The organism is Pantoea sp. X85 (genome assembly GCF_029623675.1).
In the GTDB taxonomy this organism is placed as follows: domain Bacteria; phylum Pseudomonadota; class Gammaproteobacteria; order Enterobacterales; family Enterobacteriaceae; genus Pantoea; species Pantoea leporis.
Map to the genome: position 1 here is coordinate 1455845 of NZ_CP121108.1, position 15525 is coordinate 1471369.

The 15525-nt window shown below is 53.3% G+C and carries 12 protein-coding genes; 6 read left to right on the forward strand and 6 right to left on the reverse strand.

Annotated elements, in window-relative coordinates; translation table 11 throughout:
• Positions 1-28 precede the first annotated feature (28 nt).
• The 5 genes from infA to trxB all read right to left on the reverse strand — a co-directional run bounded on the left by infA (position 29) and on the right by trxB (position 5930).
• Positions 29-247: a translation initiation factor IF-1 gene (infA, locus tag P6287_RS06740; RefSeq protein ID WP_002211347.1), complete on the reverse strand. Its 219-nt coding sequence runs from the start codon at positions 245-247 to the stop codon at positions 29-31.
• Positions 248-593: 346 nt separating this feature from the next.
• On the reverse strand, positions 594-1286 hold the full coding sequence (gene aat, locus P6287_RS06745) for a leucyl/phenylalanyl-tRNA--protein transferase (RefSeq protein ID WP_101760971.1): 693 nt from the start codon (positions 1284-1286) through the stop codon (positions 594-596).
• Positions 1287-1319: 33 nt separating this feature from the next.
• Positions 1320-3050 carry a cysteine/glutathione ABC transporter ATP-binding protein/permease CydC gene (cydC, locus tag P6287_RS06750; protein ID WP_277974701.1) on the reverse strand — a complete coding sequence of 577 codons (1731 nt, stop codon included), beginning with the start codon at positions 3048-3050 and terminating at the stop codon, positions 1320-1322.
• On the reverse strand, positions 3050-4819 hold the full coding sequence (cydD, locus tag P6287_RS06755) for a cysteine/glutathione ABC transporter permease/ATP-binding protein CydD (protein ID WP_277974702.1): 1770 nt from the start codon (positions 4817-4819) through the stop codon (positions 3050-3052). Before cydD ends, cydC begins: the two co-directional genes overlap by 1 nt.
• A 145-nt stretch (positions 4820-4964) precedes the next feature.
• A complete protein-coding gene (gene trxB, locus P6287_RS06760; RefSeq protein ID WP_061717155.1) occupies positions 4965-5930 on the reverse strand; it encodes a thioredoxin-disulfide reductase in 966 nt (321 codons plus the stop codon).
• Positions 5931-6451: 521 nt separating this feature from the next.
• Between trxB and lrp the strand changes: the two genes are divergently transcribed.
• From lrp to serS, 5 genes are all read left to right on the forward strand, one after another.
• Positions 6452-6946 (forward strand): leucine-responsive transcriptional regulator Lrp, encoded by a 495-nt coding sequence (lrp, locus tag P6287_RS06765; RefSeq protein ID WP_006118610.1) that lies wholly within the window; start codon positions 6452-6454, stop codon positions 6944-6946.
• Positions 6947-7065: 119 nt separating this feature from the next.
• Positions 7066-10488: a DNA translocase FtsK 4TM domain-containing protein gene (locus P6287_RS06770; RefSeq protein WP_277974703.1), complete on the forward strand. Its 3423-nt coding sequence runs from the start codon at positions 7066-7068 to the stop codon at positions 10486-10488.
• Between the two features lie 175 nt (positions 10489-10663).
• Positions 10664-11275, forward strand: a complete 612-nt coding sequence (lolA, locus tag P6287_RS06775; RefSeq protein ID WP_008102417.1) for an outer membrane lipoprotein chaperone LolA — start codon at positions 10664-10666, stop codon at positions 11273-11275.
• A 7-nt stretch (positions 11276-11282) separates the two neighbouring features.
• A complete protein-coding gene (locus tag P6287_RS06780; RefSeq protein WP_110865839.1) occupies positions 11283-12629 on the forward strand; it encodes a replication-associated recombination protein A in 1347 nt (448 codons plus the stop codon).
• 99 nt (positions 12630-12728) lie between these two features.
• A complete protein-coding gene (gene serS, locus P6287_RS06785) occupies positions 12729-14021 on the forward strand; it encodes a serine--tRNA ligase (protein WP_101760965.1) in 1293 nt (430 codons plus the stop codon).
• 171 nt (positions 14022-14192) lie between these two features.
• Here serS and P6287_RS06790 read toward each other — a convergent pair whose 3' ends face one another.
• Positions 14193-14387, reverse strand: coding sequence for a hypothetical protein (locus tag P6287_RS06790; protein WP_277974957.1), 195 nt, complete (start codon positions 14385-14387; stop codon positions 14193-14195).
• Here P6287_RS06790 and P6287_RS06795 point away from each other — a divergent pair.
• Positions 14335-15486: an MFS transporter gene (locus P6287_RS06795; RefSeq protein WP_101760964.1), complete on the forward strand. Its 1152-nt coding sequence runs from the start codon at positions 14335-14337 to the stop codon at positions 15484-15486. The two genes, P6287_RS06790 and P6287_RS06795, sit on opposite strands and share 53 nt — an antisense overlap.
• The last annotated feature ends 39 nt before the right edge of the window (positions 15487-15525 follow it).

Consider the following 15525-nt stretch of genomic DNA (forward strand, 5'->3'; position numbering starts at 1 on the left):
GCCATCAGCGCGAGATAGAAATATCTACTTAGCGACTACGGAAGACAATGCGGCCTTTGCTCAGGTCGTACGGGGTCAACTCGACAGTCACTTTGTCGCCCGTCAGGATGCGGATATAGTTTTTGCGCATTTTACCGGAGATATGAGCGGTAACCACGTGCCCGTTTTCAAGCTCTACGCGGAACATGGTGTTCGGTAACGTATCCAGTACGGTACCTTGCATTTCAATATTGTCTTCTTTGGCCATCGAATCCTCTGGGTGTACTACCAAACTGTTGAACCGGCAAGATAATGCCGAATTCCATGATTTATGTAAAGAACCGTTGATGATTTTGCCAACGCTTCGCCGTGCGTCGCGCCGTTGCGCGTGCAGTACGGATAAATTAGGGTGTTTTTTGACGTCTGCGGGGGATTAGCGGGCTAAGAATCTGTAGCAATCGGCATCAGTTGCACAATCAAAACAGCTTCGGGAAATGTGTGAGATTCCCAACCTGGCAATTCCGGCTCGCCACAGCGAAGCGCGGACGACATACCAAACTCGCTTATTGTATCACTTTTGTCGGGAATTGTGTGCAAAACATCGGTGACCGATGTCAAAAAAGGGTTTGTGTGTGCCAGCAACTCTCGGAAACCGGTTGCCACGCCAGCGTTTGCACGTACTGCAGATAATCAACGCGAGGAATTTCCACCGCACCGAGGGACGCGGTATGCGGATTCAGCACCTGACAATCAATCAGCCGGCCCTGATGCGCCAGAAAATGTTGTGCGAACACCCAGAGCGCGGTTTTCGAGGCATTTTCCTGACGGCTGAACATCGATTCACCGCAAAAAATTTGCCCCAGCGCCAGGCCATACATCCCGCCGACCAGTTGCTGCTCGCACCAGACTTCAATCGAATGTGCATGGCCCAGTTCGTACAACCGCAACCACGCACGTTTCACTTCGAAAGTGATCCATGTCCCTTCCTGACGGCCGCTGGCGCAGCCTTCCAGCACCTGCGGAAACGCATGATTCATGGTGACGCGATACGGTGAGCGCTTATGGAAGCGCGCCATACTGCGGCTGAGATGGAAAGATTCTGGCAGCATGACCGCGCGGGGATCCGGCGACCACCAGAGAATCGGATCGCCAGGAGAAAACCACGGAAAAATGCCTCGCTGATAAGCATTCATCAGGCGGGCAGGGGAGAGATCGCCGCCCATCGCCAATAATCCATTGGGCTCGCGCAGCGCCATTTCCGGTGGTGGGAAATTTAATGAATCTCGTGAAAGCTGTATCAGTCTCATTGCATCAATCACACTCAGGGCTGTTGGCTAAGACTATAGCGTAAAGCGCTGATGGAAACGCCAGTAGCGGCCTGCTTTTGAGATTAATTCGGCGTGCGAACCGGATTCGATAATTTGTCCCTGATCCATAACGCAAATGCGGTCCATGGCGTCTAAACCACTTAAGCGATGCGTCACCATAATCAGCGTCTTGCCGCGGGTGACGTGTTGCAATAACGCCAGAATTTGCTGCTCGGTGTTGGCATCCAAACCTTCGGTGGGTTCATCCAGCAGCCACAAATCGCCATCATGCAGCAGGGCGCGTGCTATCGCCAGACGACGCAGTTCGCCGCCGGACAACGGTCGACCGCCGTCGCCCATCCACGCATTCAATCCTTCGCTGTGTTCGGCGAGATGGGCCAGACCCACCTTGTTCAACGTATCAACCAGTTGCTCATCGCTGGCATCGGGTTTTGCCAGCAGGAGATTGTCGCGCAGCGTTTGGCTGAACAGATGCACGCGCTGTGTTACCACGCTAATGCGGCGACGCAACGAAGCTTCATCCCAGGCGGCGAGATCGCTATCGTTGAGGCTAATTGAACCTTGCTGCGCTTCCCAACCGCGGGTAATCAGCGCCAGCAGACTGGATTTGCCGCAGCCGGTTGGACCGAGCAGCGCCAAATGCTCACCTGCATTTAACGATAGGGAAAAATGCTGCAACACCGGTTCGGGGCGCTGCGGATAGCTGAAGCGGATGTTTTCCATTTTCAGGCTGATACCTGATGGGCTACTGATTTTTGCGCTGGGAAAACGGATCGCGGCGGGCTGTTCAATGATTTCCTGTACCCGCTTAGCGGCGCTGGTCACCTGCGACAGCGGCAGAAACGCTCCGGCAACCGGGGCCAGCGCTTCAAACGCCGCCAGTCCGCAGAACACAAACAGCGCGATCAATGCGCCCGGCGAACTGTTTCCACCCACGCCATTCGCGGAAATCCATAGCAACAGCGTAACCGTCGCGCCGCTGATGACCAGCAACAGACTTTGCGCCAGTGCCTGCAGGCAATGTTGTCTGCGTTGCGCCTGTTGCCACTTCTGTTCATCGCTATCAAGTTGGTCGCGCCACTGTTGTGCTGCACCATAAATTTTCAGCTCAGACAGGCCAGTAATCCAGTGCGTCAACTGCACGCGCCAACTGGCCTGATGCTGGGCGATTTGGTGTCCGGCTGAGGTGCCAAGCCGCCAGAACAGCGGCGGCATGAGCAGCAGCGTCAAAAGCATCATACCGCCGAGCAGCAAAGCTAACGGTACATCCAGCAGCGCCAAACCGCAGGTGACCACCACAATTACCACCGCTGCACCGATTAACGGCGAGATCACACGCAGGTAAAGATGATCGAGTGTATCCACGTCGCTGACAAAACGGTTGAGCAATTCGCCATGACGAAAACGAGCCAGCTGTTCCGGCGATAGGGCGATGACTTTGCTGAAGGTGAATACGCGCAAATGTTGCAGCACGCGGAAGGTGGCATCGTGGCTCACGAGGCGCTCAAAATAACGTGCAGCCGTGCGCGTGATCGCCGCGCCTCGCACGCCGGCAGCGGGCAACATATAGTTGAACGTATAAAGTCCCGCTACGCCCGCCAGCGAAGAGGCGGCAAGGAACCAGCCGGATAAAGTCAGCAATCCGATACTGGCAAGCAAAGTGATAATGGCGAGAATGATGCCAAGTCCCAAACGCCATGGATGACGGCTAAACAGACGCAGGAAAGGCAATAAATTATTCATTATGCGATCTCCTTCCGACGATGCTGCGCCATTTCACGCAAAGGTCCATCTTGTTCAATCAGCTGCTGCCAGGGACCTTGTTGCACCAGTTGCCCGGCCTGCATCACCCACACTTCATCCCAGCTAGCGAGCTCGTTGAGTTGATGCGTGATCATTAGCGTGGTTTGCTGGGTGGCCGCCTGCTGCAGTGCGCGGATAACATGTTGCTCACTTTGGCTATCCAGCCCAGAACCGGGCTCATCAAGCAATAGCAGTTGTGCCGGTTTAAGCAGCGCACGCGCCACGGCAATACGCTGCGCCTGACCGACGGAAAGCCCCACGCCGCCATCGCCTAAAAGAGTATCTAATCCGTTTGGCAGACGATCTAAAAACTCGTCAACGCCCGCGCGCTGCAGAACCGACATGAGCGTCGCGTCATTAATGGGGCTATTAAGCAGCAGGTTTTCGCGTAGCGTTTGCGCGGGTAAATGCGGATTTTGGCCAACCCAGGCAATATATTGTTGCCAGCTATCGCGGTTGATATCACGCAGCTCCTGCCCATTAACCTGCAGTGAACCTTGATAAGGCAGGAAACCCAGCAAGACGTTCATCAGCGCGGTTTTGCCTGCACCGCTTTGTCCTACCAGCGCCACACGACTACCAGTATCGAGAGTGAAATTGAGCGATTGAGAGAGCGCTTCACCGCCAGCAGTCATGACCACCAAATTCTGAGCCTGAATATGCAGCGGTGTAGTGAGAGAAAGCTCGCGAGAAGCGTGCTCTTCGTGTGGATCGGGACTTTCGCGTAGAAACTGGTCCAGCGCATCAGCTCCGCCAATCGCTTGCGCTTTGGCGTGATAAAAGGTGCCTAAGTCGCGCAACGGCTGGAAAAATTCAGGCGCCAGAATAAGTGCCAGGAAACCAGCAAACAGCGTTACACCGGTGCTGTAATGACCAAAATTCAGTTCGCCGAGATAAGAGAAACCGAAATAGACCGCGACGACAGCAATCGCCAGTGAGGCAAAAAATTCCAGCACGGCAGATGAGAGAAACGCCAGGCGCAACACTTCCATAGTGCGTTGCCGAAAATCGGTGGTGCTGGCGGCAATTGCTTCTTGCTCTGCCGCAGCGCGATAGAACAGGCGCAGCGTTTCACGTCCACGCAGACGATCGTAAAAATCACCACTTAGCCGGGCGAGAGCAACAAAGTTGCGGCGATTGGCATCTGCAGCGCCCATGCCAACCATCGCCATAAATAGGGGAATCAGTGGCGCGGTGACCAGCAGAATCAATCCCGCCGCCCAGTTAATTGGAAAAATGGCGATCAATATGGCTAACGGAATAAAGAGTGCCAGCGACATCTGAGGCAGATACCGCGCGTAGTATTCCTGCATCTCTTCGATTTGTTCGAGCAGCAGCGTAGCCCAACTGCCTGCTGGCTTACCTTGAATCCAGGCGGGACCGAGCACATTGAGTCGATCCAGAACCTGCTGACGCAGCGCACGGCGAATGGCAACGCCGGCGCGATGTCCTGCCATTTCGCGGGCGTAATGCAATCCGGCGCGCAAAACAAAGCACAGCAGCAGCAACAGAAAATCGGTGAGCAGTGATGCGCGCGGTTGCTGTGCGACAAGCAGATTTTGCAGCAGCGAAGCCAGTAACCAGGCTTGGGCGATAATGACCAATGCGCCAGCAAAACCCAGCAGCGAAGCCGCACGTAAGTTGCGCGCACCGTGATGACGTTGCTGACGGAGCCAGCGGAGAAGTTCTTGTTGCCGTGATTTGTTCATGCGATGCCGTTTGGTAACTCAAAAGAGATGTAAATCCCGGATGAAAACCCAGCAATATCGGGCGCGTGAACTGTAGCACGCAGGTAACAAAAAAGGCGACCAAAACTGGCCGCCTTTTAGCGATTATGATCAGGTTATTAACAACTTACTTATCGTTTTTAACCAGTCCATCGAGGAAGCGTTCCGCATCCAACGCCGCCATACAGCCGGTACCGGCAGAGGTAATTGCCTGGCGATAAATATGATCCATCACATCGCCGGCAGCGAACACGCCTGGGATGCTGGTTTGCGTGGCGTTGCCGTGCAGACCAGACTGCACTTTGATGTAGCCATTTTCCAAATCCAGCTGACCATCAAAAATTGCGGTATTTGGACTGTGGCCGATGGCGACAAACAAACCAGCGACGTCCAGTGATTCAGCCGCTTCACCTTTGGTAGACAGCAGTTTCAAGCCCGTCACGCCCATTTGATCGCCAACCACTTCATCCAGCGTGCGGTCGGTGTGCAGCACGATGTTGCCATTGCGCACTTTTTCCATCAGACGGTCAATAAGGATTTTCTCAGCGCGGAAACTGTCGCGACGGTGAATCAGATGCACTTCTGCAGCAATGTTAGCCAGATAAAGCGCTTCTTCAACGGCAGTGTTACCGCCACCAATGACGGCAACTTTCTGATTGCGGTAGAAGAAGCCGTCGCAGGTCGCACAAGCAGAGACGCCTTTGCCTTTGAACGCTTCTTCTGATGGCAATCCGAGATAACGTGCCGATGCGCCAGTGGCGATGATCAACGCATCAGCAGTGTATTCACCGCTGTCGCCGACCAGACGGAACGGACGGTTCTGCAAATCGACGGTATGAATGTGGTCAAAAATGATCTCGGTGTTGAATTTCTCGGCATGCTCCTGCATGCGCTCCATCAACGCTGGACCGGTCAGATCGTTTGCATCGCCTGGCCAGTTCTCCACTTCGGTGGTGGTGGTGAGCTGACCTCCTTTCTCCAGTCCGGTAATTAACACCGGATTCAGGTTAGCGCGCGCTGCATATACCGCAGCAGTATAACCGGCAGGGCCGGAGCCCAGAATGAGCAGCTTACTGTGTTTGGCCGTACTCATGCGTTCCTCAATTTTTTTCTGACAACATAGTTTTTGATTGTAGGGAAATTAACGCCGCAAAAAAAGGCTCCAGCAATTTTGTTAACAATCACTGCGAGCGGCGTAGACGATGAGTGCAAGTTTTGCACGCGCGTTGCGCCAAAAGGGGGCAATGCTCGGCAATTAGTGGTGCAGCAGCATAAAAATTCTCATTTAAAAACAGCAACCCAGAACTCTATCTGGCATCTTGTACTGAATTTGGATGTTTTACTTTGACAATCGCCTGCGCTTTTGCGAAAACATTGGGAGAAGCAGAGAATATTTAGCGATTCAAAACAGAATTTCATTTCTGTTTTGGGCTTTTTAGCCGAATAAACTCAGCCTGACATTGGTAGTGACGCATGATGTGGACAGACAACATGCGTCATACGGATGGACGCGTTACTGCACAGGCTTATGGTCTTCACTTCAGTAAGGCCCTGAACAATGAGCGTTTTCAGGGTGTGGCAGGTAAAGGGAAGGAATTAAGAGAGACAATAATAATGGTAGACAATAAGAAACGCCCCGGAAAAGATTTAGATCGTATCGACAGAAATATTCTGAATGAACTGCAGAAAGACGGTCGAATTTCTAATGTCGAGCTTTCCAAACGTGTTGGATTATCGCCAACTCCATGTCTTGAGCGCGTGCGCCGCCTCGAGCGTCAAGGCTTCATTCTGGGCTACACCGCGCAGCTCAACCCGCATTATCTGGATGCTTCACTGCTGGTTTTCGTTGAGATTACTCTGAATCGTGGTGCGCCAGATGTGTTTGAACAATTTAACGCCGCCGTTCAAAAACTTGAGGAAACTCAAGAATGTCACCTCGTTTCCGGTGATTTTGACTACCTGCTGAAAACCCGCGTACCGGATATGTCCGCTTATCGTAAATTGCTGGGTGAGACCTTGCTGCGTCTGCCGGGCGTAAACGACACCCGAACTTACGTGGTGATGGAAGAGGTCAAACAGAGCAATCGTCTGGTGATCAAAACCCGGTAGTGCAGGGCAGGTGCAAAGCTTGCAGGATTTCGGTACACTCCTGTGAATTCATACAGGACCAGCGTCGGGCATGCCCGACGTTGTTGCCTTCTTAATTTACAGGCACCTGGAGAGTTCTCTTGAGCCAGGAATATACAGAAGATAAAGATGTTTCGTTACAACCGCTGAGCAGTGGACGTCGTCTGCTGGAAGCGTTGCTCATTCTTGTGGCCTTGTTCGCCATCTATTTGATGGTGTCGCTGGTTAGTTTTAACCCGTCAGATCCAAGCTGGTCACAAACCGCATGGCACGAACCTATCCATAATCTGGGTGGTAGCGTCGGCGCATGGCTGGCCGATACGCTATTGTTCATCTTTGGCGTGATGGCCTACGCCATTCCTCCCGTCATTATTGGTCTGTGTTGGATCACCTTCCGCCAACGCGATCGTCAGGATTACATCGACTACTTTGCCGTTGGTTTACGCCTGATTGGCGTGCTGGCCTTGGTGGTAACGACCTGTGGTCTGGCGGCGCTCAACGTAGATGACATCTGGTATTTTGCTTCCGGCGGCGTAATCGGCAGCCTGGTCAGCAATGCGATGGCGCCGTGGTTCAGTTCGGCTGGCGGCACCTTGACGCTGCTGTGCGTCTGGGCTGCCGGCATCACGCTTTACACCGGATGGTCATGGCTGACGATTGCCGAGAAGATCGGCGGCGTGGTGATGGGTGTTCTGACCTTTGCCAGCAACCGTTCACGACATGACGAACCCTGGCAGGAAGAAGAATACGACGACGAAGAGCTTGCTGATGAGGTGTCGCCTCCGATGCATGCTGCACAGTCCGTTAATGACGACGATGATGTCTTGTTAGCTAAACCGCGCAAGGTGAGCGAACCGGTTGCTGCGGAGTTGGGCGACGATCCGCTGCTGGCGAAGGCGAGTGCGGCAACTGCCGCTGCAATTGCGGTTACTACGCAAGCTGCACAGCAAACTCCAGCTGCACAGCAAACTCCAGCTGCACAGCAAACTCCAGCTGCTATGCAGCCTGCTCCAGCCGCATCTGCCGAACCCGACGCAATGCCACGCGTTGCCGAAGCCACGGCTCAGTCGACTCCGGCTCCTCAGCCTGTTGCTGCAGCGCAACAACCAATCGCGCAGCCTTCTGCTCCGCTCTATCGTTTCGAGATGCCAGGTGAAGCAGCACCTTCACCGTTTTCGCCGGCTGATGATGATGAGGGCCCGAGCATGGGCAACTGGCAGGATGCCGCTTCATCTTCTGCACCTTTAAACAGTCTCGCCGCCGCTTCACTTGCCGCTGGAGCAGTCAAAGCAGCGACATCACCTGCTGCTTATTCACCTGCCTTCGATATCGTACCCGAGCGTGATTATAACCCGCAGGTGAAGCAGGGCATTGGTCCAGAGTTGCCGCGTCCAAACAAAGTTAAGTTGCCAACACGACGTGAGTTAGCTTCGTACGGCATTAAGTTGCCTTCGCAGCGTATGGCGGAAGAGCAGGCTAAAGATGCTGAGCAGCAACAGCCAGAAGTCACTGCGTCTTACAGCGTTCCTCCACAGGAACAGGATGTTGAGCTGCAAGAGGCGCAGTTGCGTGAAGCCTTCGCGTCGCAGCAGCAGAATCGTTACGGTGAAAGCTGGCAGGAAGCGTCTGAGCCTGATGATGAGGATGCATTGCAGCAGGCTCAACTTGCACGCCAGTTCGCCGATCAGCAGCAGCAACGCTATACCGAACCTGAAGTGAAGGAAGCACCGGTATTTAATCTGGATACGTCGTCTGCTTTTGATTTTTCACCAATGAAAGATTTGGTCGACGATAGCCCGAGCGAGCCACTGTTCACTATTTCTGCATCGCCAGAGCCGGAAGAGCCCGCGCCGTGGCAACAACCTGCTGCGCCGGAGCCAGCGGCAATGCCGTCGTTGAGTGCTGAATCCAGCCCATGGTCGTCGCCGGAACAGGAAGCTTATTCTGCGCCGCCTGCACCAGTGAAACCTGCTGCGCCGGTGCAGGACAGCTTGTTCCATCCGTTCCTGGTTCGCCATGAACAGCCGCTGGAAAAACCTTCTACGCCGCTGCCCACGCTGGATCTGCTCACGTCACCACCGGCAGAAGAAGAGCCGGTGGATATGTTTGCGCTGGAGCAAACCGCGCGGCTGGTTGAAGCACGCCTGGCTGATTATCGAGTGAAGGCGGAGGTTGTAGGTATTTCACCTGGTCCGGTCATTACCCGCTTCGAGCTCGATTTAGCGCCAGGCGTTAAAGCTTCCCGTATTTCTAACTTGTCGCGTGACCTGGCGCGTTCTCTGTCTGCGGTTGCCGTGCGCGTGGTGGAAGTGATTCCAGGCAAGCCTTACGTCGGGCTTGAACTGCCAAATAAACATCGTCAAACCGTTTATCTGCGCGAAGTACTGGATTGCCCTAAATTTCGTGAAAACCCGTCACCGCTTGCAGTGGTGTTGGGTAAAGACATTGCTGGCCAGCCGGTGGTGGCTGATTTGGCGAAAATGCCGCACTTGCTGGTTGCCGGTACCACCGGTTCCGGTAAATCAGTGGGCGTTAACACCATGATCATTAGCATGCTGTATAAAGCCACGCCGGAAGAAGTGCGCTTTATCATGATCGACCCGAAAATGCTCGAGCTGTCAGTCTACGAAGGCATCCCTCACTTGCTGACCGAAGTGGTTACAGACATGAAAGATGCGGCCAATGCGCTGCGCTGGAGTGTTGGTGAAATGGAGCGTCGCTATAAACTGATGTCTGCGCTGGGCGTGCGTAATCTGGCCGGCTATAACGAGAAGATTGAGCAGGCTGCCGCGATGGGTCGACCGATTCCGGATCCGTTCTGGAAACCGGGCGATAGCATGGACACCACACCGCCGGTGCTGGAAAAACTGCCTTATATCGTGGTGCTGGTCGATGAATTTGCCGATCTGATGATGGCGGTCGGTAAGAAAGTCGAAGAGTTGATTGCTCGTCTGGCACAGAAAGCGCGAGCGGCGGGTATTCACTTGGTGCTGGCGACACAGCGTCCGTCGGTTGATGTGATTACCGGCCTGATCAAAGCCAACATCCCGACGCGTATCGCCTTCACCGTTTCCAGCAAGATCGACTCTCGTACCATCCTCGATCAGGGCGGTGCAGAATCGCTGCTGGGGATGGGTGACATGCTGTACATGCCGCCAAACTCCTCAATGCCTGTACGTGTGCATGGTGCATTCGTGCGCGATCAGGAAGTGCATGCGGTGGTTCAGGACTGGAAAGCACGCGGTCGTCCGCAATACATCGAAAGCATTACTGCTGGTGAAGAGAGTGAGAGCGCAGCTGGCGGAATGATGGGCGATGAAGAGCTGGATCCGCTGTTTGATCAGGCGGTCTCTTTCGTAGTGGAAAAACGTCGTGCCTCCATTTCTGGGGTTCAACGCCAGTTCCGTATCGGATATAACCGTGCCGCACGTATCATCGAGCAGATGGAAGCGCAGGGCATCGTTTCTGAACCGGGACATAACGGCAACCGCGAAGTGCTTTCGCCGCCGCCACACGAGATGTAATTTATCGCGTGCAGTTGTCTGCTTATGGGCCAGTTAACACTGGCCCATTGTTTATCTGTTGGTCGATCCCCATATCTTCGGGAGCTTTCGGCTTTTTCTCCTGTCGAAGAGATAGGATGGCAACTACGTTTAATGCTGTAAGTGTCGGGAAACAATGAATAAGGAATCGAATCAGATGAAATTACGCGTTATTGCCTGTGGCCTGTTGGCCAGTTTTGTTTCCGCATCAGTATTGGCGGATGCGTCCAGCGATCTGCAACAGCGTCTTAATAAAGTGAACAGCTTCCATGCCAGCTTCAGTCAGAAAGTGACCGATGGCAGCGGTGCCAACGTGCAGGATGGTGAAGGCGAGCTGTGGGTGAAGCGCCCAAGCTTGTTTAACTGGCACATGACCGCGCCGGATGAAAGCGTAATTATTTCTGATGGCAAAAATCTGTGGTTCTACAATCCCTTCGTTGAACAAGCCAGCGTTAGCCTGTTGCAAAATGCAGCCAGTAATACGCCGTTTATGCTGATTGCGCGTAATCAGCCAAGCGACTGGAAACAGTACAACATCAAGCAGCAGGGCGATAACTTCGAGCTAACGCCAAAGAGCAGTGATGGCAACCTCAAGCAGTTCACCATCAATGTGACATCGTCTGGCACCATCAATAAGTTCAGCGCGATTGAGCAAGATGGTCAGCACAGCGATTATCAGCTGAAGAGCCAAAACAACGGCGCTATTAGCCCAGACAAATTCACCTTTACGCCGCCAAAAGGGGTAACGGTGGACGATCAACGTCAGTGAGGTCACGGTGAGTAACCTGTCTCTGGATTTCGCTCCATCGAATGAGTTTCAGCCGCTGGCCGCGCGTATGCGGCCGGCGACGCTGCAACACTACATTGGGCAACAGCATTTGCTGGCGCCCGGTAAACCGCTGCCGCGCGCCATTGAGGCCGGGCATCTGCATTCGATGATTTTGTGGGGACCGCCTGGGACAGGTAAAACGACATTAGCCGAGATTATCGCCCATTACGGTAAAGCTGATGTTGAGCGCATTTCTGCTGTCACTTCTGGCGTGAAAGAGATTCGTGAAGCGATCGAGCGTGCCCGACAAAATCGTCAGGTGGGTCGACGCACCATCCTGTTTGTCGACGAAGTCCATCGCTTTAACAAAAGTCAGCAGGATGCTTTCCTGCCGCATATTGAAGATGGCACCATTACGTTTATTGGTGCCACCACTGAAAATCCCTCGTTTGAACTCAATTCCGCGCTGCTATCCCGTGCCCGCGTATATTTACTCAAGTCTCTTACCACTGCTGATATTGAACAGGTTCTGCTGCAGGCGATGCAGGATGACGAACGCGGTTATGGCAAAAGCGATATTGTGCTGCCGGATAATACGCGCCGTATGATAGCGGAACTGGTTAACGGTGATGCGCGTCGGGCATTGAATACGCTGGAAATGATGGCGGATATGGCTGAAAGCAATGCCGAAGGCCAGCGTGAATTAACGCCACAATTACTCAACGAAGTTTCCGGTGAAAGAGCGGCGCGTTTTGATAACAAAGGCGATCGTTTCTACGATCTGATCTCCGCTCTGCACAAGTCTGTTCGCGGTTCAGCACCTGATGCGGCACTTTACTGGTATGCAAGAATCATCACCGCCGGCGGCGATCCGCTGTATGTCGCACGCCGTTTGCTGGCTATCGCCTCGGAAGATGTGGGTAACGCCGATCCGCGCGGCATGCAGGTTGCGCTAGCGGCCTGGGATTGCTTTACGCGCGTCGGTCCAGCCGAAGGCGAAAGGGCGATTGCGCAGGCGATTGTTTACCTTGCTAGTGCACCCAAAAGTAATGCCGTTTACACCGCTTTCAAAGCCGCGATGCGCGATGCGCGCGAATTTCCTGACTACGATGTGCCGGAACATTTACGCAACGCCCCAACCAAATTGATGAAAGAGATGGGGCTGGGCAAAGAGTATCGTTATGCGCACGACGAGACTAACGCCTATGCCGCTGGCGAAGTCTATTTCCCGCCTGAAATGGCGCAGACGCGCTACTATCAACCGACTAATCGCGGGCTCGAAGGGAAAATTGGCGAAAAACTCGCCTGGCTGGCTGAGCAGGATCAAAATAGCCCGATAAAACGCTACCGCTGATAAACACCTTACGGTAAGGTGAGCAAGGATTTCATTGCATTCCATAGGGATGCAAGTCCCGCCATTCGTTCAATCAACCTTTTATTACACAGGATTAGCATGCTCGATCCCAACCTGCTGCGTAACGAGCCAGACGCAGTCGCAGAAAAACTGGCACGCCGAGGATTTAAACTGGATGTGGAAACCTTACGTTCGCTTGAAGAGCGTCGTAAAGTCTTGCAGGTAGAAACTGAAAATCTGCAGGCTGAGCGTAATTCCCGATCCAAATCCATCGGTCAGGCCAAAGCACGTGGGGAAGACATCGAGCCGCTGCGTCAGGAAGTGAACGCGCTGGGCGAACGCCTGGATGCGGCTAAAGCAGAACTGGATGCCCTGCAGAACGAAATTCGTGACTTTGCCCTCGCATTGCCAAACCTCCCGGTTGACGAAGTCCCGTTGGGTAAAGATGACAGCGAGAACCAGGAAGTCAGCCGCTGGGGCCAGCCGCGCCAGTTCGATTTCCCGGTGAAAGATCATGTTGAGCTGGGTGAAGCCGCCAAAGGTCTGGACTTTGCCGCCGCAGTGAAACTGACGGGTTCACGTTTCATTGTGATGCAGGGCCAGATTGCGCGTCTGCACCGTGCGCTTAGCCAGTTTATGCTTGATCTGCATACGCAGCAGCACGGTTATCTTGAAACCTATGTTCCGTATCTGGTGAATCAGGAAACGTTGTATGGCACCGGACAGCTGCCGAAGTTTGGTGAAGATTTGTTCCATACTAAGCCGCTGGGCGAAGAAGCGGGTAGCAGCAACTATGCGCTGATCCCTACCGCTGAAGTGCCGCTGACCAATCTGGTGCGTGATGAGATCGTTGAAGAAGAATCTTTGCCGCTCAAACTTGCTGCGCACACGCCATGCTTCCGTTCTGAAGCCGGTTCGTACGGGCGCGATACGCGTGGTTTAATCCGTATGCACCAGTTCGATAAAGTGGAAATGGTGCAGATTGTGGCGCCTGAAACCTCCATGGATGCACTGGAAGAGTTGGTGGGCCATGCAGAGAAAGTGCTTCAGTTGCTCAATCTGCCATACCGTAAAGTGCTGCTTTGCACCGGCGATATGGGCTTTGGCTCTTCCAAGACTTACGACCTGGAAGTTTGGCTGCCAGCACAGGACACCTATCGTGAAATCTCCTCTTGCTCCAACATGGGTGATTTCCAGGCTCGTCGTATGCAGGCGCGCTGCCGTAGCAAAACCGACAAGAAACCGCGTTTGGTGCACACGCTGAACGGTTCTGGTCTGGCAGTGGGTCGTACTCTGGTGGCTGTGCTTGAAAACTATCAGCAAGCAGATGGCCGCATTGAAGTGCCAGAAGTACTGCGTCCTTATATGGGCGGACTGGAATTCGTTGGCTAATCAACGCGCAATTATATAAGCCCGGCAATGCCGGGTTTTTTGTTTCTTAAGCGGCAAAATAATTATTTTTTAGTCGGAATTAATAAGAAATAAACGTTATCGACAAGAAATGACTATTAACCATTAAAAATCGTAAATTCAAATAGATAGATGCCAGACTTGTACCCCTCATCATGCTTCTAACCCTCTGAAGATAAAAAAAATAAATTGTTCCGCAGCAAATCGTGCGGCGACGAATTTTTGCACATTGACTTTAAGATAGCGGATGGCAAACTGCGCGCAATTATCGTCATTTCTTTTGGTTTTATTCCCTATGTCAACCTGGTCGCGCCCCGTCGTTTTGCTGCTTTGCGGCTTAATGCTCATGACGGTGTCTATCGCTGTACTTAATACGCTGGTACCGCTCTGGCTTACCCATGATCAATTGCCAACCTGGCAAGTTGGAATGGCTAGCTCATCGTATTACACCGGTAACTTGCTGGGCACCTTGCTCGCGGGCTGGTTGATTACTCGTTATGGTTTTAATCGCTGTTTTTACCTCGCCAGCGTGCTTTTTGCCGTAGCGACTATGGGCATGGTGATACTGGATGGTTTCTATAGCTGGACATTACTGCGCTTTACCGCAGGTGTCGGTTGTGCACTGATTTGGGTGGTAGTTGAGAGTGCCTTGTTATGCAGCGGTACCGTGCGTAATCGCGGTCAGTTGCTGGCGGCTTATATGATCATCTATTACCTCGGCACTGTTGCAGGCCAGTTGCTGGTGAGCCGCGTGTCGACCGAGCTGCTCCACGTGATTCCATGGGTGACTGCACTGATTATCTGTGCGGTATTGCCGGTAGTGTTTGTGCATGTCAATACCAGCGCTGCGACAGAAGAAGCTTCAACGGGGCGCCTTTGGGTTATGTTGCGTCGTCGTAGTTCTCGTCTCGGCATCAATGGCTGCATTATTTCCGGTATCGTTCTCGGCTCACTTTATGGCTTGATGCCGTTGTATCTGTCACATCAGGGCATGAGTGATGCAAACGTCGGTTACTGGATGGCGTTACTGGTCAGCTCCGGCATTGTCGGTCAGTGGCCGGTAGGACGTTTAGCCGATCGCTTTGGTCGCCTGATGGTGCTGCGTGTGCAAGTGTTTGTGGTTATCCTGGGTGCGATTGCTATGTTAGGTGATACTGCGATGGCGCCAGCGCTGTTTGTGCTGGGTCTTGCGGGTTTTACACTTTATCCGGTGGCGATGTCCTGGGCGTGCGAAACCGTCGCGCATCATGAGTTAGTGGCAATGAATCAGGCGTTACTGTTTAGCTATACCGTGGGCAGTTTGGTGGGGCCGGGAATGACGTCAATGCTGATGCAGAATTACTCTGACCGCCTGCTGTTTGTGATGATTGCTGCAGTTGCACTGGTTTATCTGGTGATGTTACTGCGCAAAGCCGATCATCAGGCTACTCCTGTCGCACATGCTTAACGCATTCCCATGAAATAGTAAAAAGGGGAGCCGGTGGTT